Source organism: Georgenia sunbinii, assembly GCF_036421875.1.
In the GTDB taxonomy this organism is placed as follows: Bacteria; Actinomycetota; Actinomycetes; order Actinomycetales; family Actinomycetaceae; genus Georgenia_B; species Georgenia_B sunbinii.
Map to the genome: position 1 here is coordinate 164,911 of NZ_JAZGOL010000001.1, position 26,840 is coordinate 191,750.

22 protein-coding genes and 1 tRNA gene are annotated in these 26,840 nt (G+C 72.0%); 17 read left to right on the forward strand and 6 right to left on the reverse strand.

Going from position 1 to position 26,840, the window contains the following annotated elements; genetic code table 11:
* Positions 1 to 11: 11 nt before the first annotated feature.
* Positions 12 to 524, forward strand: coding sequence for an ArsR/SmtB family transcription factor (locus V2J52_RS00805; protein ID WP_331225766.1), 513 nt, complete (start codon positions 12 to 14; stop codon positions 522 to 524).
* A gap of 8 nt (positions 525 to 532) precedes the next feature.
* Positions 533 to 1,414, forward strand: coding sequence for a M23 family metallopeptidase (locus V2J52_RS00810; RefSeq protein WP_331225767.1), 882 nt, complete (start codon positions 533 to 535; stop codon positions 1,412 to 1,414).
* On the opposite strand, the gene V2J52_RS00815 is transcribed toward V2J52_RS00810, so the two are convergent.
* Positions 1,411 to 1,641: a hypothetical protein gene (locus V2J52_RS00815; RefSeq protein ID WP_331225768.1), complete on the reverse strand. Its 231-nt coding sequence runs from the start codon at positions 1,639 to 1,641 to the stop codon at positions 1,411 to 1,413. The genes V2J52_RS00810 and V2J52_RS00815 overlap by 4 nt on opposite strands.
* A gap of 75 nt (positions 1,642 to 1,716) precedes the next feature.
* On the opposite strand from V2J52_RS00815, the gene hisI reads away from it, so the two are divergent.
* The 11 genes from hisI to pyk all read left to right on the forward strand — a co-directional run bounded on the left by hisI (position 1,717) and on the right by pyk (position 16,634).
* Positions 1,717 to 2,115: a phosphoribosyl-AMP cyclohydrolase gene (gene hisI, locus V2J52_RS00820; RefSeq protein WP_331225769.1), complete on the forward strand. Its 399-nt coding sequence runs from the start codon at positions 1,717 to 1,719 to the stop codon at positions 2,113 to 2,115.
* Positions 2,112 to 3,674 (forward strand): anthranilate synthase component I, encoded by a 1,563-nt coding sequence (locus V2J52_RS00825; protein WP_331225770.1) that lies wholly within the window; start codon positions 2,112 to 2,114, stop codon positions 3,672 to 3,674. The genes hisI and V2J52_RS00825 overlap by 4 nt, the downstream gene beginning before the upstream one ends.
* Positions 3,671 to 4,276 (forward strand): Trp biosynthesis-associated membrane protein, encoded by a 606-nt coding sequence (locus V2J52_RS00830; protein ID WP_331225771.1) that lies wholly within the window; start codon positions 3,671 to 3,673, stop codon positions 4,274 to 4,276. Before V2J52_RS00825 ends, V2J52_RS00830 begins: the two co-directional genes overlap by 4 nt.
* 39 nt (positions 4,277 to 4,315) lie before the next feature.
* Positions 4,316 to 4,600, forward strand: coding sequence for a hypothetical protein (locus V2J52_RS00835; RefSeq protein ID WP_331225772.1), 285 nt, complete (start codon positions 4,316 to 4,318; stop codon positions 4,598 to 4,600).
* Between the two features lie 87 nt (positions 4,601 to 4,687).
* Positions 4,688 to 5,503: an indole-3-glycerol phosphate synthase TrpC gene (trpC, locus tag V2J52_RS00840; RefSeq protein WP_331225773.1), complete on the forward strand. Its 816-nt coding sequence runs from the start codon at positions 4,688 to 4,690 to the stop codon at positions 5,501 to 5,503.
* Positions 5,500 to 6,810: a tryptophan synthase subunit beta gene (trpB, locus tag V2J52_RS00845; protein ID WP_331225774.1), complete on the forward strand. Its 1,311-nt coding sequence runs from the start codon at positions 5,500 to 5,502 to the stop codon at positions 6,808 to 6,810. Before trpC ends, trpB begins: the two co-directional genes overlap by 4 nt.
* Positions 6,807 to 7,628, forward strand: a complete 822-nt coding sequence (gene trpA, locus V2J52_RS00850) for a tryptophan synthase subunit alpha (protein WP_331225775.1) — start codon at positions 6,807 to 6,809, stop codon at positions 7,626 to 7,628. Before trpB ends, trpA begins: the two co-directional genes overlap by 4 nt.
* 155 nt (positions 7,629 to 7,783) lie before the next feature.
* The gene (lgt, locus tag V2J52_RS00855; RefSeq protein ID WP_434056359.1) at positions 7,784 to 8,794 is read left to right on the forward strand and encodes a prolipoprotein diacylglyceryl transferase; all 1,011 of its coding nucleotides are present in this window, start codon (positions 7,784 to 7,786) and stop codon (positions 8,792 to 8,794) included.
* 309 nt (positions 8,795 to 9,103) lie between these two features.
* Positions 9,104 to 13,675 carry a glutamate synthase large subunit gene (gene gltB / locus V2J52_RS00860; protein ID WP_331225776.1) on the forward strand — a complete coding sequence of 1,524 codons (4,572 nt, stop codon included), beginning with the start codon at positions 9,104 to 9,106 and terminating at the stop codon, positions 13,673 to 13,675.
* Positions 13,668 to 15,203, forward strand: a complete 1,536-nt coding sequence (locus V2J52_RS00865; protein ID WP_331225777.1) for a glutamate synthase subunit beta — start codon at positions 13,668 to 13,670, stop codon at positions 15,201 to 15,203. Before gltB ends, V2J52_RS00865 begins: the two co-directional genes overlap by 8 nt.
* A 9-nt stretch (positions 15,204 to 15,212) precedes the next feature.
* On the forward strand, positions 15,213 to 16,634 hold the full coding sequence (gene pyk, locus V2J52_RS00870) for a pyruvate kinase (protein WP_331225778.1): 1,422 nt from the start codon (positions 15,213 to 15,215) through the stop codon (positions 16,632 to 16,634).
* A gap of 299 nt (positions 16,635 to 16,933) precedes the next feature.
* On the opposite strand, the gene V2J52_RS00875 is transcribed toward pyk, so the two are convergent.
* The 4 genes from V2J52_RS00875 to V2J52_RS00890 form a co-directional block, all read right to left on the reverse strand.
* Positions 16,934 to 17,122, reverse strand: coding sequence for a hypothetical protein (locus tag V2J52_RS00875; protein ID WP_331225779.1), 189 nt, complete (start codon positions 17,120 to 17,122; stop codon positions 16,934 to 16,936).
* A gap of 124 nt (positions 17,123 to 17,246) precedes the next feature.
* Entirely contained in the window at positions 17,247 to 17,951 is a 705-nt protein-coding gene (locus V2J52_RS00880; RefSeq protein ID WP_331225780.1) for a response regulator transcription factor, read from the reverse strand.
* The gene (locus V2J52_RS00885) at positions 17,935 to 19,182 is read right to left on the reverse strand and encodes a sensor histidine kinase (RefSeq protein WP_331225781.1); all 1,248 of its coding nucleotides are present in this window, start codon (positions 19,180 to 19,182) and stop codon (positions 17,935 to 17,937) included. Before V2J52_RS00885 ends, V2J52_RS00880 begins: the two co-directional genes overlap by 17 nt.
* A 248-nt stretch (positions 19,183 to 19,430) precedes the next feature.
* Positions 19,431 to 19,504, reverse strand: a tRNA-Leu gene (locus tag V2J52_RS00890).
* A 90-nt stretch (positions 19,505 to 19,594) separates the two neighbouring features.
* On the opposite strand from V2J52_RS00890, the gene V2J52_RS00895 reads away from it, so the two are divergent.
* Positions 19,595 to 20,212, forward strand: coding sequence for an ANTAR domain-containing response regulator (locus tag V2J52_RS00895; RefSeq protein ID WP_331226471.1), 618 nt, complete (start codon positions 19,595 to 19,597; stop codon positions 20,210 to 20,212).
* On the opposite strand, the gene V2J52_RS00900 is transcribed toward V2J52_RS00895, so the two are convergent.
* Positions 20,213 to 20,638, reverse strand: coding sequence for a PaaI family thioesterase (locus tag V2J52_RS00900; RefSeq protein ID WP_331225782.1), 426 nt, complete (start codon positions 20,636 to 20,638; stop codon positions 20,213 to 20,215).
* A gap of 100 nt (positions 20,639 to 20,738) precedes the next feature.
* Between V2J52_RS00900 and V2J52_RS00905 the strand changes: the two genes are divergently transcribed.
* The 3 genes from V2J52_RS00905 (at position 20,739) to polA (ending at position 26,828) form a co-directional block, all read left to right on the forward strand.
* On the forward strand, positions 20,739 to 22,031 hold the full coding sequence (locus V2J52_RS00905) for an ATP-grasp domain-containing protein (protein ID WP_331225783.1): 1,293 nt from the start codon (positions 20,739 to 20,741) through the stop codon (positions 22,029 to 22,031).
* Between the two features lie 2 nt (positions 22,032 to 22,033).
* Positions 22,034 to 24,076: a CocE/NonD family hydrolase gene (locus V2J52_RS00910; RefSeq protein WP_331225784.1), complete on the forward strand. Its 2,043-nt coding sequence runs from the start codon at positions 22,034 to 22,036 to the stop codon at positions 24,074 to 24,076.
* A gap of 79 nt (positions 24,077 to 24,155) precedes the next feature.
* Positions 24,156 to 26,828, forward strand: a complete 2,673-nt coding sequence (gene polA, locus V2J52_RS00915) for a DNA polymerase I (protein WP_331225785.1) — start codon at positions 24,156 to 24,158, stop codon at positions 26,826 to 26,828.
* Positions 26,829 to 26,840 lie beyond the last annotated feature (12 nt).

Below are 26,840 nucleotides of genomic sequence, written 5' to 3' on the forward strand. Positions count from 1 at the left end.
GCGTAATTCCCATGACGAACGACGATCGACTGACCGCCCTCGAGCGCCGGATGACGGAGCTCGAGGCGCGAGTACCACCGCCGGGCAGCCGAGCCGCCGAGCTCGCTCCCGCGCCGGACAGCGAGGTGTTCTGGGCGCTGCAGGGTCTGCGGGACCGCGTCGAGGCGCCGGGCGCGGTCATGCTCGTCGGGCAGGTGAGCACGCCGGACGGCCGCGAGGCGCAGTGGCAGGAGGGCGCAGCGGTCGGCGACCTCCTCGCCGACGACTGGGCCGACGCCGTCGAGGTCCTCGCGGCGCTGGGCCACCCGGTGCGGCTGAGGCTGCTGCACCGCGTGCTGTCCGGCGCGGCGACGGTCAACGAGCTGATGGCCACCGACGGGGTCGGCACGAGCGGGCAGGTCTACCACCACCTGCGCCAGCTGGTCGCCGCCGGCTGGCTCCGGGCGGTGGGTGGGGGCCGGTACGAGGTGCCGGTCGCCCGGGTCGTGCCGCTGCTGACGACGATCGTCGGGGCGCGGCGATGAGCGCGGCGATGAGGCGCGCGATCGCCCGGTGGCAGAGCTGGTGGGTGCGGCTGTTCGTGGTCGCGGTGCTCGCCGGCGTCATCCTCGACATCCCGCGCCCGCTCGACCTGGTGCTCGTCGCCACGCCGTTCCTGCTGTTCCTCGTGCGCCCGCCCGCCACCGACCGCGCCCCGGTCGAGCTGGCGCCGCCGGTGCGCGGGCGGTGGGTGGCGATCAACAGCCCCGGCTCCGCGGTGCCGAGCCACGGCGTGAAGGCTTACGGGCAGGCGTACGCCGTCGACCTCGTGCAGCCCAGCGACGGGCCGACGGCGCCGCTCGGGTGGCTGCGGACCCGCCGGTCGGAGACCTACCCGGCCTTCGGGCAGCCCGTCCGAGCGATGGCGCCGGGCGCCGTCGTACGGGTGAGGAACGGGTGGCGCGACCACCGCGCCCGCGACACCTGGCCGGCGGTGCTGTGGATGCTGTCCGTGGAGGGGTTCATCCGCGAGCTGGTCGGGACGTCAGGCCTGTTCGGCAACCACGTCGTCGTCGCGCACGACGACGGGACCTACGCCGCGTACGCGCACCTGCGACGTGGCTCGGTGGGCGTCCGCCCAGGGGAGCGGGTCGCCAGCGGGACGACGATCGCGGAGGTGGGCAACACCGGCAACAGCTCCGAGCCGCACCTGCACGTCCAGGTGATGGACGACGCCCGCCCCACCGCCGCGGCGGGGATCGCGATGAGCTGGACCGGGCTGGCGGTGGACCCGACCGAGCAGGAGGCGCGCTGGCGCACCGGCGACCCGAAGCCGGGCGCGCAGGCGGGCTTCCCGCAGAACGGCCAGGTCTTCGAGGCGACCGGCCGGCCCGCTGCCGACCCGACGACGAACCGCGAGATGAGCGGCGGCTAGAGGCGTTCGATCCGCGGGCTGTCGAGGCTGACCCGCATCCGGACCCCCTGGCCGAAGTCGACGATGATCGAGCTCTCGCCGTCGAGCGCGACGACCTTGCCGACGCCGTGACGCTCGTGCGAGAGCATCGATCCGACGGGGATGGGATCAGCGGGCACGACCTTGCGAGCCTCGTTGAACGGACTCTTCGCCAGGTGGTTTCGGGGACCGTTCGTGGAAGGGGACATACCCCCATCATGCGCCCCTGGCGCCCAGAGTGGTAGCCGCCCCGCGCAACGGCCGCGCCGTGGCAAGATCGTGCGGTGCCTAATTTCCCCGAATCCACGCTCGATCCGGCCGTCGCGGAACGACTCACGCGCGACGCCGCCGGACTGGTCTGCGCCGTCGTCCAGGACGACCTGAGCCACGAGGTGCTCATGGTCGGCTGGATGGACGACGAGGCGCTCGCCCGCACGCTGCGCACCGGCCGGGCGACGTACTGGTCGCGCTCCCGGCAGGAGTACTGGCGCAAGGGGGACACCTCCGGGCACGTGCAGCACGTGCGCTCCGTCGCGCTCGACTGCGACGGCGACGCGCTGCTCGTGCGGGTCGAGCAGGTCGGTCCGGCCTGCCACACCGGTGCCCGCACCTGCTTCGAGGCCGGCGGTGACCTCGGCGCCCACGTCGGCTCCGCCCCGGACACGCCGGGAGGTGCCGCGTGACCGTCTCGACGCTGCCCTGGGGAGCGACCTGGCCCGAGCTGCCCACCTTCCGCGAGCTCGCCGCGGACCGTCGCGTGGTGCCGGTCGTCCGCCGCCTGCTCGCCGACGACGTCACCCCGGTGGGGCTCTACCGCCAGCTCGCGCAGGGCCGGCCCGGCACCTTCATCCTCGAGTCCGCCGAGCACGGCGCCTGGGACCGCTGGTCCTTCATCGGGGTCAACTCCCGGGCGTCGCTGCAGGCCCGCGGCGGGCAGGCGCGATGGACCGGCGACGTCCCGGTGGGCATCCCCGCGCAGGGCCCGGTCCTCGAGGTCCTCGCCGCCACCCTCGAGGCGTTGCACACCCCGGCGCTGCCCGGCCTGCCGCCGCTCACCGGTGGTCTCGTCGGGTCGCTCGGCTGGGACGTGCTGCGCCAGTGGGAGCCGCGGCTGCGCGCCAACGCGCCCGACGAGCTCGACACCCCCGAGGTCGCGCTGTGCCTGGCGACCGACCTCGCCGCCGTCGACCACAGCGACGGCAGCGTCTGGCTGATCGCCAACGCCATCAACTTCGACGACACCGACGAGCGCGTCGACGACGCCCACGCCGACGCCGTCGCCCGGCTCGACGCGATGGCCGCCGCCCTGCAGCGCCCGGCCCGGTCGCACGCCGCGGTGAGCGTCGGGGACGTCGCCGCCGACGCGGGGCTGCGGTTCCGTACCAGCCGGGAAGACTTCGAGAACGGCGTCCGCGCCGCGAAGCAGGCGATCCGCGACGGCGAGGTGTTCCAGCTCGTGCTGTCCCAGCGGCTCGACATCGACTGCACGAGCGACCCGCTGGACGTCTACCGGGCGCTGCGCACCATCAACCCGAGCCCGTACATGTACTACCTCCAGCTGCCCGACGAGGACGGTCCGGGGGAGGCCGGCAGCTTCGCCGTCGTCGGCTCCAGCCCCGAGACGCTGGTCAAGGCGAGCGGGGGCACCGTGGTGACCTTCCCGATCGCCGGCTCCCGGCCCCGCGGCGGCAGCGCGCAGGAGGACCACGAGCTCGCCGAGGAGCTGCTCGCCGACCCGAAGGAGCGGTCGGAGCACATCATGCTCGTGGACCTGTCGCGCAACGACCTCACCAAGGTGTGCGTGCCGCAGACCGTCGAGGTCGTCGAGCTCATGGAGATCAAGCGCTTCAGCCACATCATGCACATCTCCTCGACGGTCACCGGGCAGCTGCGTGAGGGGGTCGGGCCGCTCGACTGCCTCGTCGCGACGTTCCCCGCCGGCACGCTCTCCGGCGCGCCCAAGCCGCGCGCTATCGAGCTCATCGACGACCTCGAGCCGGCCCGCCGGGGCATCTACGGCGGCACCATCGGCTACTTCGACTTCGCCGGCAACCTCGACATGGCGATCGCGATCCGCACCGCCTACATCCGTGACGGCGTCGCCAGCGTCCAGGCCGGCGGCGGGATCGTCGCCGACTCGGTGCCGGCCCTGGAGTACGAGGAATCCAGGAACAAAGCAGCGGCCGCGGTCCGCGCGATCCAGCTCGCCTCGACGCTGCGACCGCTGCCGGTGACGCCGTGACCCGCGGGCGCGCCGTCCTCGCGCTGCTCGTCCTCGGCGTCGTCGGCTTCGGGCTGGCGGCGCTGCCCTGGCTCGAGCTCACCGTGCCCACCGTCATCGCCCGGCAAGAGGTGGGCGTCAGCGGCAGCACCGCGGTGCCGGTCATCGGGGCCGCCAGCCTCGCGGTGCTCGCCGCTGCCCTCGCGGTCGCCATCGGCGGCACCTGGGTGCGGCGCATCGCCGGGGTGGCGCTGGTCGTCCTCGGCCTGCTCGTCGCGGCGACGACGGTCCGGCTGCTCATCGACCCCGAGCCGGTCGCCCGGGCAGCGGCCAGCGCGGTCAGCGGGGTGGCGCAGATCGAGGGTGACATCACCGTGACGCCGTGGCCCTACCTCACCGTGGTCCTCGGCGTCATCGTCGCAGCGGGCGGTGTGCTCGTGCTCGCCGCTCGCTCGTGGGCGTCCCCGGTGCGCCGCTACGAGCGGGGCTCGGCGGCCGGTACCCCGGCCCCGGCCGGGACGGCCGCTGCGCCGACGCCGGCCGCCGAGCCGCGGGTCCAGGCGATGGACGACTGGGACGCGCTCGGTCGTGGCGAGGACCCCACGGCGCCCGACCAGGGCTAGGCTTGCACCAGAACCCATCGCCGAAAGGATCGACGACCCATGGCCCAGCCCGGCCCCGAGCGTGACTACGAGCTGCCGCACGCTGCCCCCTTCCACAACGAGGGCAAGACCTTCGCCGGCTGGCTGCTCTTCTGGGTGGTCTGCATCGGCGCCGCTGTCACCGCCGCCGGATTCATCGTGTGGCAGCTGTGGCTCGTCATCGTCGGTGCGGTGATCGCGGTCGGTGGTGTCGCCGTCAGCAAGATCCTCAGCGCGATGGGCATGGGGCAGCCGGGCGGCGGCAACCACGCGCGGCAGTCCGGCGAGCCCGACTGGTACGCCTGAGAGACCCGCTCCCGCCTGCCGGACGGCGGTCCTCGACGTGAGAGATCGCACCTACCATGGTGGTAGTTCCGCTGAAGGGGAGACGCAGTGACCGTTCTGGAAGAGATCATCGCCGGGGTCCGGGAAGACCTCGCCGTCCGTGAGGCCGCGGTCCCGCTGGACGCCGTGAAGGAGAAGGCGCAGCGGGTGCCCGGGGCGCTCGACGCCGTCGCTTCGCTGCGCGGCGGACCGGACGCGGTGACGATCATCGCCGAGGTCAAGCGCTCCAGCCCGTCCAAGGGCGCCCTCGCCGCGATCGCCGACCCGGCGGGCCTGGCGGCCGAGTACGAGGCCGGCGGGGCGAGCGCGATCAGCGTGCTCACCGAGCAGCGCCGGTTCGGCGGCTCGCTGGCCGACTTCGACGATGTCCGCGCCAAGGTCGACATCCCGCTGCTGCGCAAGGACTTCATCGTCACGCCCTACCAGGTGTGGGAGTCCCGCGCGCACGGCGCGGACCTCGTGCTCCTCATCGTCGCCGCGCTCGAGCAGACGGTGCTCACCTCGCTCGTCGAGCGCGTCCACTCCCTCGGCATGACGGCCCTGGTGGAGGCGCACGACCGCGAGGAGGCCAAGCGCGCGGTCGACGCCGGCGCCCAGGTCGTGGGCATCAACGCCCGCAACCTGCACGACCTCTCGGTGGACCGCTCGACCTTCGCCAAGGTGGTCGACGTCGTCCCGAGCTCGCTGGTCAAGGTCGCCGAGTCCGGTGTCCGCGGCCCGCACGACGTCCTCGACTACGCCCGCGCGGGCGCCGACGTCGTGCTCGTCGGCGAGGCGCTGGTGACCCAGGGCGCGCCGCGCCAGGCGCTGGCCGACATGGTCGCCGCCGGCAGTCACCCGGCGCTGCGGGCGGTGCGCCCGTGAGTGACTCCCTCGCCGCGGCGGAAGGACCGTACTTCGGGCAGTTCGGCGGACGGTTCGTCGCCGAGGCGCTCGTCGCCGCGATCGACGAGCTCGACGAGGCCTGGCAGCAGCTGCGCGTCGACCCGGCGTTCCAGGCCGAGCTCGGTGAGCTGCACCGCACCTACACCGGCCGGCCGAGCATCATCACCGAGGCGCCGCGGTTCGCCGCGCACGCCGGCGGGGCCCGGGTCATCCTCAAGCGCGAGGACCTCAACCACACCGGCTCCCACAAGATCAACAACGTGCTCGGGCAGGCGCTGCTCACCCGCACGCTGGGCAAGAAGCGGGTCATCGCCGAGACCGGGGCAGGCCAGCACGGGGTGGCGACAGCGACCGCCGCGGCGCTGCTCGGGCTCGAGTGCACCGTGTACATGGGCGCCGAGGACGTGCGGCGCCAGGCGCTGAACGTCGCCCGGATGGAGCTGCTCGGTGCGGAGGTCGTCTCCGTCACGGCCGGCTCGCAGACCCTCAAGGACGCCATCAACGAGGCGTTCCGCGACTGGGTGACCAACGTCGAGACCACGAACTACCTCTTCGGCACCGCCGCCGGCCCCCACCCGTTCCCCGGGCTGGTCCGCGACCTGCAGAAGATCATCGGCGAGGAGGCCCGCGCGCAGGTCCTCGAGCTCACCGGTGCGCTGCCCGACGTCGTCGCCGCCTGCGTCGGTGGCGGCTCGAACGCCATCGGCATCTTCAACGCGTTCCTCGACGACGACGGCGTGCGGCTGATCGGCTTCGAGGCCGCCGGTGACGGCGTCGATACCGACCGGCACGCCGCGGCAATCACCGCCGGGTCGCTCGGCGTGCTCCACGGCACGCGGACCATGCTGCTGCAGGACGAGGACGGCCAGACCGTCGAGTCCCACTCGATCTCCGCGGGGCTGGACTACCCGGCCGTCGGGCCGGAGCACGCCTGGCTCGGCAGCATCGGCCGCGCCGAGTACCTGCCGATCACCGACACCGAGGCGATGGACGCGTTCCGCCTCCTCAGCCGTACCGAGGGCATCATCCCGGCGATCGAGAGCGCGCACGCGCTGGCCGGCGCGATCAAGGTGGGCACCGCCGCGGCCGAGGCCGGCGACCCGCCGCCGACGATCCTCGTCAGCCTCTCCGGTCGCGGGGACAAGGACGTGGCCACGGCCGCGGCCTGGTTCGGGCTGGCGTCGGTCGCCGGTGGCGTCCCGGACGCCGCAGCACCCGAGGACGAGACCAAGACCGGCGCGGTCGACGACGCCGGCTACGAGGCGACGGGCAGTGTCGAGCTGTGAGCGGAGCGAGTGACCAGGTGACGACAGGACTGCGCACCGGGGCGGCCATCGACGCCGCCCGGGCGGACGGAAGGTCGGCGCTCATCGCCTACCTGCCGGTGGGCTTCCCCACCGTGGTGGGGTCGGTCAAGGCCGCCCGCACGGTGATCGACGCCGGCGCGGACGTCGTCGAGCTCGGCCTGCCCTACTCGGACCCCGGCATGGACGGCGAGGTCATCCAGCGGGCCACCACCCAGGCGCTGGCCCAGGGCACCCGGATCACCGACGTCATGCACGCCGTCGAGCAGGCGGCCGGGCGGGGCGCGGCGATCGTCGTCATGACCTACTACAACCCGGTGCTGCGCTACGGCGTCGAGCGGTTCGCCCGTGACCTCGCCAACGCCGGCGGCGGCGGGCTCATCACGCCCGACCTCATTCCCGACGAGGCCGCGGAGTGGTCCGCCGCGGCCGACGCCCACGACCTGGACAAGATCTTCCTCGTGGCCCCGAGCTCGACCGACGCCCGGCTGGCGATGACCGCCGAGGCGTCGCGCGGCTTCGTCTATGCCGCCTCCACCATGGGGGTCACCGGGGTACGTGCCTCGGTCGACAACCACGCCCAGGAGCTCGTCGCCCGGACACGTGCCGCCGGCGCGGAGCGGGTGTGCGTGGGACTGGGCGTGTCGACCGCGGCCCAGGCCGCCGAGGTGGCGCAGTACGCCGACGGCGTCATCGTGGGCTCCGCGCTGGTGCGCACGCTCATGCAGGACGACGCGACCCAGGCCCTCACGGACCTACGCACCTTGACCACCGCCCTAGCGGACGGCGTCCGCCGCTAACCCGCCATTCCGCCGAGATCGGGTATCTCGGCGGAGGAGGCCGGCCAGACGTACGACCTCGGTAGCAGATGCCCGGTCTCGCCGAGGGGTGGGGTGGCGGGGCGGCGCGACACGGGGCGTGCCGGTTTCAGGTTGGGGGCGGTTACGCTGGCGGGGTGCTGACCATCGCTGCGTCCCTGCCCAGCCCCGCCCAGGGCACGTGGTACCTCGGCCCGCTGCCGATCCGTGCCTACGCCATCGCGATCGGCATCGGGATCGTCGCCGCCTGGTGGATCCTCGACCGGCGCTACCGCAAGAAGGGCGGCCCCGAAGAGACCTCGATCGATGTCGCGCTGTGGATGGTGCTGTTCGGCATCGTCGGAGCACGGCTCTACCACGTCGTCTCCTCGCCCGCGGCGTACTTCGGGGAGAACGGCGACCCGGCCCGGATCATCGAGATCTGGAACGGCGGCCTGGGGATCTGGGGCGCCATCCCCGCCGGCGCGCTCGGGGCGTGGATCGCGCTGCGCCGCCGCGGCCTGCGGCTGGCACCGTTCGCCGACGCCCTCGCGCCCGGGCTGCTCGTCGCCCAGGCCATCGGGCGGTTCGGCAACTACTTCAACCAGGAGCTCTACGGCGCCCCGACGACGCTGCCGTGGGGCCTGGAGATCGACGCCGCGCACCGGGTGCCCGGCTACGCCGACGCCGAGCTGCTGTTCCACCCGACGTTCCTCTACGAGGCGCTGTGGGCCGGCGCGATGGTGCTCGTGCTGCTGTGGGCCGAGCGGCGCTTCGCGCTGCGTCACGGCCGGGTGATGTGGCTCTACGTCATGCTCTACACGGCCGGCCGGGTATGGATCGAGTACCTGCGCATCGACGACGCCGAAACCATCCTCGGCGTGCGGCTCAACGTGTGGACGTCGATCGTCGTCTTCCTGCTGGCGCTCTACTTCTTCATCAAGATCGGGCGCCGCACCCGCGGAGACGCCGAGTCGATCTGGCTGCCGGGCCAGGAGCCGGCGGCCGACGACGCGGCCCTGGCCGCGGGCGGCACCACGGTCGACGACGCGTCCCCCGCCGCGGGCGAGGATGCCCCTCGCGCTGCCGACGATGACGGAACCGACGACGACGAGGTCGACGACGACCGGGCGGCCGCCGGCAACGGGGAGCGCCCCGCCGACGGCTGAGCCGGCGACGTACCACCCCGGCCGGGCTGCGGCCGTCCGGCCGCTGCGACACACCGCGGCCCCGTGTGAGTCGCGCCACACCTGATCTCGCATCGCTGCGGCGAATCGGCAGCAGGCCGGGCGGGATCGCCCCGCCCGGCTCGCTTTGTCGACTCCCCGCAGTGCGGCGGGGAAATTTCTGCGGTCCTCGATGTTCACCGCGGGACCTGCGGTGTGTAAAGTTTCCCGCGCACCGAGCCAACGGCGTCTCAAGTTCAGATAAAGGATTGCGCCGGCTCGGCCCAGGCCCGTCGGCAGTGAGGACGGAAAATGGGACCGATCCACGGGTCACCGCCACAGTCCGGAGCGCCCCCGAGGGGTGGCCTCTACGACCCGGCCTTCGAGCACGACGCCTGCGGTGTCGCCCTCGTCGCCACCCTCCGCGGCACCCCGGGCCGCGACATCGTCGACGCGGGCCTGACCGCGCTGGCGAACCTCGATCACCGCGGTGCGGTCGGGGCCGAGGAGAACACCGGCGACGGCGCCGGCATGCTCCTCCAGGTCCCCGACCCGTTCCTCCGGGACGTCCTCCCGTTCGACCTGCCGCCCGCCGGCCGCTACGCCGTCGGCCTGGCCTTCCTGCCCGGCCCGCAGAGCGCGCCGCGCGACCTCACGCTCGCGGTCGAGGGCGTCGAGCGCCTCGCCGCCGAGGAGGGGCTGCGCGTCCTCGGCTGGCGCGACGTCCCCGTCGTCCCCGACGACATCGGCCCCTCCGCGCTGGCGACGCTGCCGACGATGCGTCACCTCGTCGTCACCGCCGTGGACGGCCGCCGCGGCGGCACCGACCTCGACCGGCTCGCCTACCGGCTGCGCAAGCGCGCCGAGCACGAGCACGGCGTCTACTTCGCGTCGCTGTCCTCCCGGACCCTGGTGTACAAGGGCATGCTGACGACGACGCAGCTGGCCGGCTTCTTCCCCGACCTCACCGACGAGCGGCTGACGAGCAGCATCGTCCTGGTGCACTCGCGCTTCTCCACCAACACCTTCCCGTCGTGGCCGCTGGCCCAGCCGCTGCGGCTGGTCGCCCACAACGGCGAGATCAACACGGTGCGCGGCAACCGCAACTGGATGGGCGCCCGCGAAGGTGTGGCACGCAGCGCGCTGCTCGGTGACCTCGAGCCGCTGCTGCCGATCTGTCCGCCCGGGGCGAGCGACTCGGCGTCGTTCGACGAGGCGCTCGAGCTGCTCCACCTCGCCGGCCGCAGCCTGCCGCACGCGGTCCTCATGATGGTCCCCGAGGCGTGGCAGCACCACGACACGATGGACCCCGCCCGCCGCGCGTTCTACGAGTACAACGCCACGATCATGGAGCCGTGGGACGGCCCGGCGGCGATGACCTTCACCGACGGGACCCTCGCCGGTGCGGTGCTCGACCGCAACGGGCTGCGCCCCGCGCGCTACTGGGTGACCGACGACGGCCTCGTCGTCCTCGCCTCGGAGTCCGGCGTGCTCGACCTCGACCCGGCGAGCGTCGTGCGCAAGGGCCGGCTGGAGCCCGGGCGGATGTTCCTCGTGGACACCGTCGCCGGGCGGATCGTCGGCGACGACGAGATCAAGGCCGAGCTCGCCGCCGCGCACCCGTACGCGCAGTGGCTGGCGGAGCACACGCTGCGGGTCGAGGACCTGCCGCCGCGCGAGCACGTCCTGCACTCCCGGTCCTCGGTGGTGCGCCGGCAGCAGGTGTTCGGCTACTCCGAGGAGGAGCTGCGCATCTTGCTCGCGCCGATGGCGGCGACCGGCGCCGAGGCCCTCGGCTCGATGGGCACCGACACCCCGGTCGCGGTGCTGTCCGAACGGCCACGGCTGCTGTTCGACTACTTCAGCCAGCAGTTCGCGCAGGTGACCAACCCGCCGCTGGACTCCATCCGCGAGGAGCTCGTCACCTCCCTCGGTAGTGCGATCGGCCCCGAGCCGAACCTGCTCGAGGACCTGCCCGAGCACGCCCGCAAGCTGCACCTCGACCTGCCCACCATCGACAACGACCAGCTCGCCGCCATCGCGCACGTCGGCACCGCCCGTGCCGGCCACGGGCTGAGCGCCGTCGTGGTCTCCGGCCTTTACCCGGTGGCCGGGGGCGGGGCCGGCCTCGAGGCGCGCCTCACCGAGATCTGCGCCGAGGTCGACGCCGCGATCGACGACGGCGCGAGCTTCATCGTGCTTTCCGACCGCCACGCGACCGCCGCGCTGGCCCCCATCCCGTCGCTGCTGCTCACCGGCGCGGTCCACCACCACACGCTGCGCCGACGTACCCGGACCCGGGTGAGCCTGCTCGTCGAGGCCGGCGATGTCCGCGAGGTCCACCACGTCGCGCTGCTCATCGGCTACGGCGCCGCGGCGGTCAACCCCTACCTCGCGATGGAGAGCGCCGAGGAGCTCGTGCACCGCGCGGCCGTCACCGGCGTGAGCCCGGAGCAGGCAGTGGCCAACGTCATCACCGCACTGGGCAAGGGCGTCCTCAAGGTGATGAGCAAGATGGGGATCTCCACGGTGCACTCCTACCGGGGTGCGCAGGTCTTCGAGTCCCTCGGTCTCTCCCGGGAGCTGGTCGACACCTACTTCACCGCCACCCCCGCTCCGCTCAGCGGCGTCGGTCTCGACGTCGTCGCCGCGGAGGTCGCGGCGCGTCACGCCACCGCCTACCCGCCGTCGGGCATCTCCCCGGCCCACCGTGAGCTGCGGATCGGCGGGGAGTACCAGTGGCGCCGCGAGGGCGAGCCCCACCTGTTCGACCCGGAGACGATCTTCCGGCTGCAGCACGCCACCCGCAGCCGCCGGATGGACATCTTCCGCGACTACACCCGCCGGGTCGACGAGCAGTCCACCCGGCTGATGACGCTGCGCGGGCTGTTCCGGCTGCGTGACCGCGAGCCGGTCCCGATCGACGAGGTCGAGCCGGTGAGCGAGATCGTCCGCCGGTTCTCCACCGGTGCGATGTCCTACGGCTCCATCTCGATGGAGGCCCACGAGACGCTCGCCGTCGCGATGAACATCCTCGGCGGCAAGTCCAACACCGGCGAGGGCGGGGAGGACGCCGACCGGCTGCACGACCCCCGGCGCCGCTCGGCGGTCAAGCAGGTCGCCTCCGGGCGCTTCGGCGTCACCGCGGACTACCTCACCAACGCCGACGACATCCAGATCAAGATCGCCCAGGGCGCCAAGCCGGGGGAGGGTGGGCAGCTACCCGGCACCAAGGTCTACCCGTGGATCGCCGGCACCCGGCACGCCACGCCCGGCGTCGGACTCATCTCGCCTCCGCCGCACCACGACATCTACTCCATCGAGGACCTCGCTCAGCTCGTCCACGACCTGAAGAACGCCAACCCCAGCGCGCGGATCCACGTGAAGCTGGTGAGCGAGGTCGGTATCGGGACGGTCGCCGCCGGGGTGGTCAAGGCCCACGCCGACGTGGTCCTCGTGTCGGGGCACGACGGCGGGACCGGGGCCAGCCCGTTGACCTCGCTCAAGCACGCCGGGGCGCCGTGGGAGCTCGGCCTGGCCGAGACCCAGCAGACCCTGGTGAGCGGCGGGCTGCGTGACCGGGTCGTGGTGCAGGCCGACGGGCAGCTGAAGACCGGCCGCGACGTCATCGTCGCGGCGCTGCTCGGTGCCGAGGAGTTCGGCTTCGCGACGGCGCCGCTCGTCGTCGAGGGCTGCGTCATGATGCGGGTCTGCCACCTGGACACCTGCCCGGTCGGCATCGCCACGCAGAACCCCGAGCTGCGCGCCCGGTACACCGGCAAGGCGGAGCACGTCGTCACCTTCTTCGAGTTCCTCGCTCAGGAGGTGCGCGAGCTGCTCGCCTCGCTCGGGCTGCGGTCCATCGACGAGGCCGTGGGGCGCGCCGACCTGCTCGACTCCCGCGAGGCGGTCGACCACTGGAAGACTGCCGGCCTCGACCTGCGGCCGGTGCTCGACGCGGTGGAGCCGCCGACCGGCACCTTCACCCGTCATATGCGGGCTCAGGACCACGGCCTCGCGAAGGGGCTGGACGTCACCCTCATCGAGCGGTGCCGCCCGGCGCTGGACGACGGCGAGCCGGTGAGCTTCGAGCTGCCGGTGCGCAACGTCCACCGCACGGTCGGGACCCGGCTCGGTCACGAGATCACCCGCCGCCACGGCGCGCGGGGCCTGCCGGACGGCACCATCGACATCACGCTGCACGGCTCGGCGGGCCAGTCCTTCGGCTCGGTGCTGCCCCCCGGGGTGACGCTGCGGCTGCTCGGCGACGCCAACGACTACGTCGGCAAGTCGCTCTGCGGCGGGCGCATCATCGTCACCCCGCCACCGGGCTCCGCGCTCGTCGCTGCCGAGAACACCATCGCCGGCAACGTCATCGGCTACGGCGCGACCTCGGGGGAGCTGTTCCTCTCCGGTCGCGTCGGCGAGCGCTTCGCGGTCCGCAACTCCGGGGCGACGGCGGTCGTCGAGGGGGTGGGGGACCACGGCTTGGAGTACATGACCGGCGGCACCGTGCTCATCCTCGGCGCCACCGGCCGCAACCTCGCCGCCGGCATGTCCGGCGGCACGGCCTACGTCCTCGACCTCGACACCCGGCAGCTCAACCGCCGGGCGGTGGCCGACGGCGAGCTCATCCTCGTGCCGCTCGACGCCGAGGACAGCAACATCGTCCTCGACCTGCTCCACCGGCATCACGCGCACACCGGCTCCGCCCGGGCTGCCGAGCTGCTGGCCAACCCCGATGCCGCCACCGAGCGGCTGACCAAGCTCCTGCCCCGCACCTACGCCGCGGTCTCGGCCGCGCTGGCGACCGCTGCCGCCGAGGGTCGTGACCCCGGCTCGGCCGAGGTGTGGACAACCATCCTGGAGGCCTCCCATGGCTGACCCGCGCGGATTTCTCACCTACCGGGAGCGCGAGCTGCCCGCCCGCCGTCCCGTCCCGGTGCGCATCCTCGACTTCGAGGAGGTGTACCAGCGCCGCCGGGAGGACGCGGCCGCCCTCACCCGGCAGGCCGCCCGGTGCATGGACTGCGGCGTGCCGTTCTGCCACGCCGGCTGCCCGCTCGGCAACCTCGTCCCGGAGTGGAACGACCTCACCCGGCGCGAGGACTGGGACGCCGCCAGCGAGCGGCTCCACGCGACGAACAACTTCCCGGAGTGGACCGGGCGGCTGTGCCCAGCGCCGTGCGAGAGCGCGTGCGTGCTGGCGATCAACCAGCCGGCAGTGACGATCAAGAACATCGAGCAGTCGATCGCCGACACCGCGTGGGACCTGGGCATCGTCACCCCGCAGGTGCCCGACCAGCACACCGGGCGCACCGTCGCCGTCATCGGCTCCGGGCCGGCCGGTCTCGCCGCCGCCCAGCAGCTCACCCGCGCCGGCCACACCGTCGCGGTGCTCGAGCGCGACGACCGCGTCGGCGGGCTGCTCACCTACGGCATCCCGGACTTCAAGATGGCCAAGCGTCAGGTCGACCGGCGGATCGCGCAGATGACCGAGGAAGGCACGGTGTTCCGCCCTGGCACCGACGTCGGCCGCGACGTCACCGGCGCGGACCTGCGAGAGCGGTACGACGCCGTCGTCCTCGCCCTCGGCGCCACCGTGCCCCGGGAGCTGCCCGTCCCGGGCCACGACCTCGGCGGCGTCCACTACGCGATGGACTACCTCGTGCAGTCCAACCGGGCGGTGGCGGGCGACGTCGTACCCGACCAGATCCTCGCCACCGACCTGGACGTCGTCATCATCGGCGGTGGCGACACCGGCTCGGACTGCTTCGGCACCGCCCGGCGGCACGGTGCACGGTCGGTCACCCAGATCGACATCAACCCGCTGCGCGGCGCCGAGCGCACCGCCGACGAGCCGTGGCCCGTCGACCCGCGGGTCTTCATGGTCTCTGCCTCGCACGAAGAGGGGGGCGAGCGGGTCTTCGGCAGCGCCACCCTCGAGCTGCTCAGCGACGGCTCCGCCGGGGAGGGGCAGGTGAGCCACCTGCGGCTGGTCGAGGTCGTCCGTCACGAGGACCGGTCGACGACGCCGATCGAGGGCACCGAGCGGATCATCCCGGCCCAGCTCGTCCTCATCGCGCTCGGGTTCTCCGGTGCGCCGGCCGGCGGGCTGCTCGACCAGCTCGGAGTGCCCGTCGACGAGCGCGGCCGGATCGCGCATGACGAGAGTTTTGCCACACCTGTCCCCGGCGTGTTCGTCGCCGGCGACGCTGGGCGAGGGCAGTCGCTCATCGTTTGGGCGATCGCGGAAGGCCGTTCCTGCGCGGCCACGGTGGATCGTTACCTCGGTGGTGCCGCGGATCTGCCGGCGCCGGTGCGAGCTAGCGACATGCCGTTCTCGGTCCCGCGCGTGCCGGTCGGGCGGTCGCAGCCCTCGACCAGCAGCACCACTCCTGCTGGGCGATAGGCTGACCTCATGCGCAGAGCGAAAATCGTATGCACCCTTGGGCCGGCGACAGAGACGGCCGACCAGATCCAGGCACTTGTCGATGCGGGGATGGATGTGGCGCGGATCAACCGCAGCCACGGCACCGCCGCCGAGCACGAGGTCGTCTACGGGCACGTGCGGGAGGCGGCCAAGGCCTCCGGCCGCGCCGTCTCCGTGCTCGTCGACCTCCAGGGCCCCAAGATCCGGCTCGGCCGGTTCGCCGCCGGGCCGGTCCACCTCACGGAGGGCCAGACCTTCACCATCACTACCGAGGACGTCGAGGGCACCGCGGAGCTCGCCTCGACCACGTATCAGGGACTGCCGGGGGACTGCCGCCCCGGTGACAGCATCCTCATCGACGACGGCAAGGTCGCGGTGCGGATCGTCGAGGTGACCGACACCCGGGTCGTCACCCGCGTCGAGGTTCCCGGCCCGGTCTCCAACCACAAGGGCCTCAACCTGCCCGGCGTGGCGGTCAGCGTCCCGGCGCTGTCGGAGAAGGACAAGGACGACCTGCGGTGGGCGATCCGCCTCGGCGCGGACGTCATCGCGCTGTCCTTCGTGCGCAACGCCGCCGACATCGACGACGTCCACGCGATCATGGACGAGGAAGGGCGCCGACTCCCCGTCATCGCCAAGATCGAGAAGCCGCAGGCGGTGGACAACCTCCTCGAGATCGTCCGCGCCTTCGACGGGATCATGGTCGCCCGCGGCGACCTCGGCGTCGAGCTGCCGCTGGAGGAGGTGCCGATCGTCCAGAAGCGCGCCGTCGAGCTCGCTCGTCGCAACGCCAAGCCGGTCATCGTCGCCACCCAGGTGCTCGAGTCGATGATCACCAGCCCGCGCCCGACGCGCGCGGAGGTCTCGGACTGCGCCAACGCCATCCTCGACGGGGCGGACGCCGTCATGCTCTCCGGGGAGACCTCGGTGGGCGAGTTCCCGATCGAGACGGTCCGGACCATGGCACGCATCGTCGAGACGACCGAGGAGCAGGGCAGCGACCGGATCGCCCCGCTCGGCACCACCCCTCACACCCGCGGCGGCGCCATCACCCGCGCCGCGGCGGACATCGGGGAGGTCCTCGACGTCAAGTACCTCGTGACCTTCACGCAGTCCGGCGACTCCGCCCGTCGGATGTCCCGGCTGCGTCCGGGCATCCCGCTGCTCGCCTTCACCCCGCTGGAGTCGACCCGCAACGAGCTCGCGCTCAGCTGGGGCGTGCAGACCTACCAGGTCGAGGAGGTCGCGCACACCGACGACATGGTTGCCCAGGTCGACCAGGTTCTCGGCGCCTCCGGGCTGGCCGACGAGGGCGACACCATTGTGCTCGTCGCCGGCATGCCGCCCGGCCAGGTCGGTTCGACCAACTCGATCCGGGTGCACCGGATGGGTGAGCTGCCCAGCGCCTGAGCTGTCGCGCCCAGCGCATGACCTGCACCAGCCCCGTCGGCCCCGGCCGGCGGGGCTGCTGCGGTTCCTGGAGCGGCCGCCACGGCCGGCGGACGCTGGCCGGGGCAGCCGGCCAGCAGGGAACGACGACACGCGCCCGCGGCGTCACCGGAGCGACGCGCGGGCGCGCAAGTGCCAGAGGCGGTGCGACGCTGCACCTCCCCGTCACGGCATCGTCACGCCGTCGTGACCCCGACGGCGATCAGCCGGTCGCCCCCGTGCGGCGACCCTGCCAACCCACCGCCGGGTTGATCAGAGGATCAGCGGCACCAGAACCACCACGGCACCACCTGGCACGGTGACGCGGTGGGCGCGGCCGTACCGGGCGCGGTGACGCCGGCGTCGGGGGTGCCGGGCAGCTGGTGCGAGGGCACCGCGGCGGCGGGGGCGGCGAACATGGCGCCGAGGGCGAGGGTCAGGGCGGCAACGCGAACCGATGTGCGCTTCATGTGAATGACCTTTGTCCGAAGTGTGGGTGGAGGAACCCCTATCGTCGCGACAACTTCCGTTCGGCGCCACTGGCCGAAGGGACCACCCGCATCCTCCGTTAGGAGGAGAGCCGTTGTGGCGTGGTCATCGCACCAGCCGGTTCTCGTAGGCGAAGACCACGATCTCGAGGCGTGAGGCGACATCCATCTTGCGCATGATTGACGAGACATGTGTCTTGACCGTCGTCTCCGCCACGTACAGCTGCTCGGCGATCGCGAGGTTGGACTTGCCCCGGCAGAGCAGCTCGAGCACCTCCTGCTCCCGCCCCGAGAGCCCCAGGTCTGCCGGGTCGGTGGCGACCCGGTCGCGGCGGACATAGTTGTCGATGAGGCGGTCGTTCGGGCCGGGGGAGACCACCTTGTTCCCCGCATGGGCACGGCGGATCGCGGTCACCAGCTCCTGCGGGCTGGTGTTCTTCAGCAGGAAGCCCGCGGCGCCGGCGTCGAGGGCGTCCAGCAGGAACTCGTCCTCGTCGAAGGTGGTCAGCAGCACGACCCGCAGCTCCGGGAACTCCTCGCGGAGCCGGCGGGTGGCCTCGATGCCGTCCATCACCGGCATCTGGACGTCCATGATCACCAGGTCAGGCCGGTGGTGGGCGACCGCCTCACGGCTGACGGAGCCGTCGTGAGCGGTCGCGACGACGTCGATGTCCTCAGCGGTGGCGATGTAGGTCTGCAGGGTGGCGAGCACCATCGGGTCGTCGTCGACGAGCAGCACGCGGATCGGTCCGCTGCCCAGCGGGGGTGTCGGAGCGGTGGGCGAGACCGGGTGGTCACTGCTGGAGGGCACGGTTCGGTTGTCCTTCGGTCGTCGAGGCGATGGTCGGGATGGCAACCTGCACCATCCAGCGCTGATCGTCACTATTGATGCTGAGAGTGCCACCGACGACAGCGACTCGCTCCCGGATCCCGATCAGTCCCAGACCCGAGCTCAGTGCGGTGTCCTTAACACGGTGACCGTCGTACTCGTTGATGAACAGCGCGAGGGTCGCCGTCGCCGTGCGTTCCACCATGAGCGCGCAGGACGTGCCGGGCTTGGCGTACTTGACCATGTTGACGGTGCACTCCTGGATGACCCGGATGAGCGCAAGCTGCACCGAGGACGGCATGGCGGCCTCGATACCGTCCTCGACGTGGACCTGGGGGGAGTGGCCGGCCCGGGCGAGGGCGTGCTCGGCGTTCCTCAGCGCCTGGCTCACGGTGGCGACCGACCGGTCCGTCGCCGCCTGCCGCTCGACGGCGTGCGGGTCCCCCAGGCGTGCGGTCCCGTCGCCCTCCTCGCGGAGGATGTTGAGCACACCGCGCATGCTCACCACCGACTGCCGCGCCATCGCCGCGGCATGGTCGATCTCGGCGAGCAGCTCGGGGTCCTCGATGCCTCGGAGCTTGGCGCGTTCCAGCGCCATGATCAGGGACGTGATGTCGTGGATGGAGGTGTCGTGGAGCTCGCGCGCCACGATCCGCCGCTGGTGGCGCAGCTGCGCCGCCGTCACGTGCCGGATCCGCTCGATGGACGCGAGCCCGTACCGCGCACCCTCGCCGACGATGCACGGGATGAGGAAGACCGCCGACCAGCTGAGGACGTCGGCCACCGGTTGCTCGCTCGCGTAGACGGCCGTGAACAGCCCGACGGAGGCGATGGCGTAGAGGTAGCCGCGGTACCGCGGCAGCGTCGCGATGAGATACGCGGTGATGACCATCGGTGCCACGAGCGTGGTCGACAGGTGGTGGAAGCCGGCGAAGTACTCGCCGACCAGAACCGGCAAGGACAGCAGCGCGACGGCCTGCGGCCACCTCGGCAGGCCGTACAGCAGCAGGACCATGGCGAGGCGGAACGCGGTCGACCACACCGGCAGGTCGGCGAGCGGGGTGATCCGGATCTCCCAGAGGAGCAGCAGGGTGGTGCCGACGAAGCCGGCCTGCCGGGCCCGCTTGCCCCAGGGGGTCGCCGAACCCAGCACCGCGCCGAGCCTCGCCGGGAGGCGGGCGGTGCCGTCACGGCCACCGGTCATGCTGCTCATGTCGGCCATATGGTCCCACAGTGCAGCGCTCTGCGACCGCGTCTCCGCCGTGGCAGATCAACGGAACTGCCGCGGCGAATCGCCCCGGACTGGTGGGTTACCTCACCGGGTCAACTACTTGGCGAGCGACGCCGCCGGCATCTGTCGAGCGGCGGCCGCGGACGTGAGCACCGCGGCAGGGATGCGGTCGCGAGCTCGCAATCCGCGCCAGGACCGCGTTTGGTGCGGTTGCGGCGTGGTCGTCGCGGTGCCCCGAGTGGGATTCGAACCCACACTGGATCGGGTTTGAGCCGATTGCCTCTGCCGGTTGGGCTATCGGGGCGTCGTGCGAGCGATCACGCACAACCAGTAGGCTAGCGCCGTGAGCGAGAACAACGAACTTGAGCCCGTAGAGGCTGCGACCGCAGACGACATCGTGCTGCCCACCCGTGACGAGGCCGTTCCGGCGGCCGATGGCGAAGCCCGCCGCGTCGTCGTCGCGGAGGACGAGACGCTCATCCGTCTCGACATCGTCGAGACGCTGCAGGAGGCCGGGTACGACGTCGTCGGCGAGGCTGCGGACGGCGAGGCAGCGGTTCGCCTCGTCGCCGAGCTCGAGCCCGACGTCGTCGTGATGGACGTGAAGATGCCCGTCATGGACGGCATCACCGCCGCCGAGAAGCTGATGGACGAGCGCAGCTGCGCCGTCGTCATGCTCACCGCGTTCTCGCAGACCGAGCTCGTGCAGCGGGCCCGGGACGCCGGCGCGATGGCGTACGTCGTCAAGCCGTTCACCCAGGCGGACCTCCTGCCGGCGCTGGAGATCGCGATCTCCCGCTTCCAGGAGATCAACTCCCTCGAGGCCGAGGTCGCCGACCTCACCGAGCGCTTCGAGACCCGCAAGCGCGTCGACCGCGCCAAGGGGCTGCTCCAGACGAAGATGGGGCTGACCGAGCCCGAGGCCTTCCGGTGGATCCAGAAGACCTCGATGGACCGCCGCCTCACCATGCGTGAGGTTGCCGACGCGGTCATCGACCAGGTCGGTAAGTAGTCAGCCCTCGCGGCTCACCAGCATGCAGGTGAGCCGCGAGGTGCACACCCGGCGACCGTCGTCGTCGGTGACGGCGATCTCGTAGGTCGCCAGCCGGCCGCCGCGATGAAGCGGAGTGGCCACCGCGGTGACGAAGCCTGCCCGCACCGCGCGGTGATGAGTGGCGCTCAGCTCCACCCCGACCGCGGCCCGCCCCGGACCGGCGTGCAGGGTCGCCGCCACCGAGCCGACCGTCTCGGCCAGCGCCGCGGAAGCACCGCCGTGCAGCAGACCGATGACCTGGGTGTTGCCCGCCACCGGCATCCGCGCCGTGACGTTCTCCGGGTCGGCCCGCAGGAACTCGATGCCGAGCCGTGCGGTGAGGGTCTCGGGCGCGGCCACGGACCGTTGCAGCTCGGCCAGCAGGTCGTCGTCGGTGCTCGTCATCTGCCCAGCGTGCCACGCCGTGCCGGCCCGACGGGATCGTCCGGGCTGCGGCCGCGACGCAGCCGTGATTGTGTCGAGGCCCGACGACGAGGAGCGTGAAGTGCCGAAGAACGTCTATGTGCTGGGCCTGACGGATCTGCAGCGCAAGGAGCTCGCCACCGTGCGAGCTGCGCAGGACTACTCGTTCCGCGGGCTGCTCGACTACGAGCGGCTCGTCGAGGACACCGACTACGACCTCGAGTCGCTGCTGGAGCAGGCTCGGGCGGAGCTCGCGCAGCACGGGGACAGCGTGGACGCCATCGTGTGCCACTGGGACTTCCCGAGCTCGGTGATCGGCCCGATCCTTGCGGCGGAGCACGGCATCCCGGCGCCATCGTTGCGCAGCGTGCTCGCCAGCGAGCACAAGTACTGGAGCCGCCTCAGCCAGCGCGCCTCGGTCCCGGAGGTGGTGCCGCGCTTCGTCTCCTTCGACCCGTTCGCGGACGACGTCGGGGCGCAGATCGACCTCGACTTCCCGTTCTGGGTGAAGCCGGTGAAGGCGCACTCCTCCAACCTCGGCTTCGCGATCCACGACGAGGCCGAGCTGGCTGCGGCCGTCGAGGAGATCCGCGCGCAGATCACCGACATCGGTGACGCCTTCAACCAGGCGCTGGCACGGGTCGAGCTGCCGGCCGAGCTGCACGACGCCGACGGCAACACCTGCCTCGCCGAGCAGATCGTCACCGGTATCCAGGCCGCCCCCGAAGGAACGGTTCACCGCGGGCAGTACCGCGTCCACGGGGTGTTCGACATGCTCAAGGACGACGCGCAGCAGAGCATCGCCCGGCTGGACTACCCCGCCGGCACGGTGCCGCACGAGGCGCAGCAGCAGATGATCGACGTCGCCGGCCGCTACCTCGCGCACATCGGGTACGACAACGGCGCCTTCAACGCCGAGTTCATGTGGGACGAGGCGGCGGACCAGCTCTGGCTCATCGAGATCAACACCCGGATCTCCCAGTCGCACAGCGAGCTGTTCATCCTCGTCGACGGCGGGTCGAACCACGAGGTCGCCATCGACCTCGCGCTCGGGCAGGCGCCGTCGATGCCTCAGCGGCAGGGCAGGTACGCGGTGGCAGCCAAGTGCGAGGTCTTCCACGACAGCGACGGCACCGTGCGACGAGTGCCGTCCGACGAGGAGATCGCCGCGTTGGTCGACCGGTTCCCGCAGACGAAGGTCTCGCTGCACGTCGAGCTGGGAGACGTGCTCTCCCAGGTGCCGCACCAGGACAGCTACCGCTACATCCTCGCCAGCATCTACCTCGGCGGGGACGACCACGCCGACCTGGGCCGGCGCCACGCGGCAGCGGCCGCCATGCTGAACTTCGAGATCGAGCCGATCGAAGGGGCCTGAACGTGAGGACCGTGACCGACTTCCCGCACGACGTCGAGATCATCGAGAACACCTTCATCCCGCTGCGCGACGGTCAGCAGGTCGCGGCCCGCATCTGGCTGCCGGTCGATGCGGCCACGACGCCGGTGCCCGCGGTGCTGGAGTACATCCCCTACCGCAAGCGGGACATGACGCGCGGGCGTGACGCGAACAACCATCCCTACATCGCCGGGCACGGCTACGCCTGCGTCCGGGTGGACCTGCGCGGCAGCGGCGACTCCGACGGCGTCATGACCGACGAGTACCGCCCGCAGGAGCACGAGGACGCCGAGGACGTCATCGGCTGGCTCGCCGAGCAGCCGTGGTGCGACGGGAACGTCGGTATGATGGGCATCTCCTGGGGCGGGTTCAACTCGCTCCAGCTCGCCGCTCGACGTCCCGCCGCGCTCAAGGCGATCATCAGCGCCTCGGCCACCGAGGACCTGTACGTCGACAACATGCACTACATGGGCGGTGCGCTGCTCGCGGACAACCTCTCCGAGGCGACCGTCATGCTCGCCTTCAACAGCCTGCCGCCGGACCCGGCGATCGTCGGCGACCGCTGGCGGGAGATGTGGCACGAGCGGCTGCGCGGCAGCGGCCTGTGGTTGGAGACGTGGCTGCGCCACCAGCGACGTGACGAGTACTGGAAGCCGGCCTCGGTGTGCGAGGACTACTCGGCGGTGACGGTGCCGGTGATGGCGGTCGGCGGCTGGGCGGACGGGTACACCAACGCCATCTTCCGCCTCATGGAGCACCTCGACGTGCCGCGCCGGGCGCTGATCGGGCCGTGGGGCCACAAGTACCCGCACCTGGGCGTGCCCGGCCCGGCGATCGGGTTCCTCCAGGAGGTGGTGCGCTGGTGGGACCACTGGCTCAAGGGCATCGACACCGGGCTGGACGGTGAGCCGATGGTGCGGGCATGGATGCAGGACAGCGTGCCGCCGAGCGCCTCCTACGAGGACCGCCCCGGCCGCTGGGTGGCCGAGGAGTCCTGGCCCTCGCCCCGGATCGAGGAGCGCTCCTTCACCCTCACCCGCCACGGTCTGCTCGCCCGTCCCCACGACGACGTCGAGCAGCACCTGCTCGAGCTGCAGTCGCCCCTCAGCGTGGGCATGTTCGCGGGCAAGTGGGCGTCCTACGCGGCCGTGCCCGACCTGCCCTACGACCAGCGTGAGGAGGACGGCGGCGCGCTGGTCTTCGAGAGTGAGCCGCTGGGCGAGCAGCTCGAGCTGTTCGGGCTGCCCGCGGTCTGCGTCGACGTGGCAGCCGACCAGCCGGTGGCCCAGCTGGCGGTGCGGCTGTCGGACGTCGCGGCCAACGGCGAGGCCACCCGCGTCACCTACGGCGTCCTCAACCTCACCCACCGCGACAGCTCCGCGCAGCCACAGCCGCTCAAGCCCGGGCACCGGTACAGCGTCGAGGTTCCGCTCAACGCGATGGCCCACTCCTTCCCGGCCGGGCACCGGCTGCGGCTGTCGGTCTCGACGTCGTACTGGCCCCTCATCTGGCCCGCGCCGCAGCCGGCGACGGTGACCATCCGCACCGGGATCAGCTCGTTGCGGCTGCCGGTGCGCCCACCGCGCGCCGAGGACACCGAGCTGCGCGCCTTCGGTGAGCCGGAGGTGGCGCCCGAGCTCGAGACGACGCCGCTGCAAACCGGCGAGCACCACTGGCGCGTCGTCCGAGACCTGGCCACCGATGTCTCGACGCTCGAGATCGCCAACGACCAGGGGAGCTTCCGCATCGACGAGACCGACACTGTTGTCCGCCGGGCGACGAACGAGTGGTACAGCTTCCGCTGGAACGACGTGAACTCGGTCCGCGGTGAGACCCGGACCGTGCGCCGCATCGAGCGCGGTGCGGACTGGCGGGTGGAGATCAACACCCGCACGGTGCTGACGTCCACGCCGTCCCACTTCCACGTCAACGCCCAGCTCGACGCCTACGAGCTCGACCCCGACCGCGGCGATCCGCGGGTGTACTCCGAGAGCTGGCAGCACGAGATCCCGCGGGACCTCGTCTAGGCAGGTCCACGCACGACCGTGGTAGAGGCCTCCTGGGACCCTGGGGCGCGGTGTCGGCGGGCCCGTCTAGGGTGAGACGGTGACCAGCAGCCAGCGCCCCCGCCTCCTGATCGTCGACGGCCACTCGATGGCCTACCGCGCCTTCTACGCCCTGCCGGTGGAGAACTTCTCGACGACGACCGGCCAGCCGACCAACGCGGTGTTCGGCTTCACCTCGATGCTCATCAACCTGCTGGCAGGGGAGTCGCCCACGCACGTGGCCGTGGCGTTCGACGCCGGGCGCACCACCTTCCGTACCGAGCAGTACCCGGAGTACAAGGCCACCCGGGACAAGACGCCCGAGCCGTTCAACGGCCAGGTGGCGCTCATCACCGAGGTGCTCACCGCGATGGGGATCCCGTCGATGACCAAGGAGAACTACGAGGCGGACGACATCCTCGCCACGCTCGCCGAGCAGGGGGCGGCCGACGGCATGGAGGTGCTGGTCTGCTCCGGCGACCGGGACTCCTTCCAGCTGGTCAACGAGCACGTCACCGTGCTCTACCCGGTCAAGGGCGTGTCGACGCTCGCCCGGATGACCCCGGAGACCATCACCGAGAAGTACGGGGTGTCGCCGCAGCGGTACTCCGACCTCGCCGCGCTCGTCGGCGAGTCCAGCGACAACCTGCCGGGCGTGCCGGGGGTGGGGCCGAAGACCGCCGCCAAGTGGATCGCGGCCTACGACGGCCTCGAGGGCGTCCTCGCCCGGGCGGCGGAGATCAAGGGCAAGGCCGGTGAGTCGCTGCGTGCCAACCTCGAGCAGGTCGCCCTCAACCGCCAGCTCAACCGGCTGCTCACCGACCTCGAGCTGCCGGTGACGCTCGACGACCTCCACCGGGGCCAGATCGACCGGGAAGAGGTCCACCGGGTGTTCGACGCGCTGGAGTTCAGCGTGCTGCGTGACCGGCTGTTCGCCTCGCTGCCCGCCGAGGCAGGGGAGGTCGAGGACGGCTTCGACCTCGACGTGACCGTCCTCGAGCCCGGCGGGCTCGCTGGCTGGTTGGAGCAACGCCGCGGCACGCTGCTGGCCGTTGACGTCACCGGCAGCTCCGCGCAGGGCACCGGGGACGCCTGGGCGATGGCCATCGCCGATGGCCGCGGCGCGGCGATGAGTATCGACCTCACCGATATCCGACCCGAGGACGATGAGGTGCTCGCCGCGTGGCTGGCCGACGAGGACGCCGCCAAGACGCTCCACGGGGCGAAGGACGATATCCACGCCCTCGGCGGCCGTGGCCTGGCCCTCGCCGGCGTCACGTTCGACACCTCGCTCGCCGCCTACCTGTGCCGCCCCGACCAGCGTCGCTACGACCTCGCCGACCTCTCGCTGCGCTACCTGCACCGCGAGCTGCGGCAGGACGAGGAGGCCGGTGGCCAGGGGCTGCTGATCTTCGAGGAGGCCGACGCCGCGAAGCAGGCCGGCGTGCGGGCTGCCGCCGTCCATGACCTCACTGACGCGCTGCAGGAGGACCTCACCGACCGGGGCGCCCAGCACCTGCTCACCGACATCGAGCTGCCGGTGCTCGCCGCGCTCGCGCGGATGGAGCGCGTCGGCATCACCGCGGACACCGACTACCTGCGCGACCTCGAGAAGCGGTTCGGCGCCGCCGTGGACGAGGCGGCCGCCAGCGCGTACGAGGTCATCGGGCACGAGGTCAACCTGTCCTCGCCCAAGCAGCTGCAGGAGGTGCTGTTCACCGAGCTGGAGATGCCCAAGACCAAGCGCACCAAGACCGGCTGGACCACCGACGCCGACGCGCTGGCCGACCTCCTCGTCAAGACCGACCACCCGTTCCTCGTGCACCTGCTCGCCCACCGGGACGCCATCCGGCTGCGGCAGACCGTCGAGGGGCTGCTGCGCTCCGTCTCCGACGACGGCCGGATCCACACCACCTTCCAGCAGACCATTGCCGCCACCGGGCGGCTGAGCTCCACCGACCCGAACCTGCAGAACATCCCGGTGCGCAGCGACGAGGGACAGCTCATCCGGCGCGGCTTCGTCGTCGGCGAGGGCTACGACATGCTCATGACGGTCGACTACTCGCAGATCGAGATGCGCATCATGGCGCACCTGTCGGGCGACGCGGGGCTGATCGAGGCCTTCCGCAGCGGGGAGGACCTCCACTCGTTCGTCGGCTCGCGAGTCTTCGAGGTCGCCACCGACGAGGTCACCCCGGCGATGCGGTCGAAGATCAAGGCGATGAGCTACGGGCTGGCCTACGGCCTGTCCGCGTTCGGGCTGTCGCGGCAGCTGAAGATCGACGTCGGCGAGGCCCGCGGCCTCATGGACGACTACTTCGAGCGGTTCGGCGGGGTGCGCGACTACCTCGCCGGCGTCGTCGACGAGGCCCGGCGCACCGGGTACACCGAGACCATCATGGGCCGGCGTCGCTACCTGCCCGACCTCACCAGCGACAACCGGCAGCGCCGCGACATGGCCGAGCGGATGGCGCTCAACGCCCCGATCCAGGGCAGCGCCGCGGACATCATCAAGGTCGCGATGATCAACGTGGAGCGGGCGCTGACCGCCGCCGGGCTGAGCTCGCGGATCCTGCTGCAGGTGCACGACGAGCTCGTGCTCGAGGTCACCGCGGCCGAGGAGGAGCAGGTCGAGGTGATCGTGCGCGAGCAGATGGCCGCCGCCGCGGAGCTGTCCGTCCCGCTCGACGTCTCGGTGGGCACCGGCCGGTCCTGGCACGACGCCGCCCACTGAGGCCCGGCGCCG

Coding starts and splice junctions, on each gene's coding strand:
- V2J52_RS00805 (WP_331225766.1), top strand. CDS start 12: ATGACGAACGACGATCGACTGACCGCCCTCGAGCGCCGGATGACGGAG.
- V2J52_RS00815 (WP_331225768.1), bottom strand. CDS start 1,641: ATGTCCCCTTCCACGAACGGTCCCCGAAACCACCTGGCGAAGAGTCCG.
- V2J52_RS00810 (WP_331225767.1), top strand. CDS start 533: ATGAGGCGCGCGATCGCCCGGTGGCAGAGCTGGTGGGTGCGGCTGTTC.
- V2J52_RS00835 (WP_331225772.1), top strand. CDS start 4,316: ATGGCCCAGCCCGGCCCCGAGCGTGACTACGAGCTGCCGCACGCTGCC.
- V2J52_RS00900 (WP_331225782.1), bottom strand. CDS start 20,638: ATGACGAGCACCGACGACGACCTGCTGGCCGAGCTGCAACGGTCCGTG.
- V2J52_RS00885 (WP_331225781.1), bottom strand. CDS start 19,182: ATGAGCAGCATGACCGGTGGCCGTGACGGCACCGCCCGCCTCCCGGCG.
- V2J52_RS00865 (WP_331225777.1), top strand. CDS start 13,668: ATGGCTGACCCGCGCGGATTTCTCACCTACCGGGAGCGCGAGCTGCCC.
- gltB (WP_331225776.1), top strand. CDS start 9,104: ATGGGACCGATCCACGGGTCACCGCCACAGTCCGGAGCGCCCCCGAGG.
- pyk (WP_331225778.1), top strand. CDS start 15,213: ATGCGCAGAGCGAAAATCGTATGCACCCTTGGGCCGGCGACAGAGACG.
- V2J52_RS00875 (WP_331225779.1), bottom strand. CDS start 17,122: ATGAAGCGCACATCGGTTCGCGTTGCCGCCCTGACCCTCGCCCTCGGC.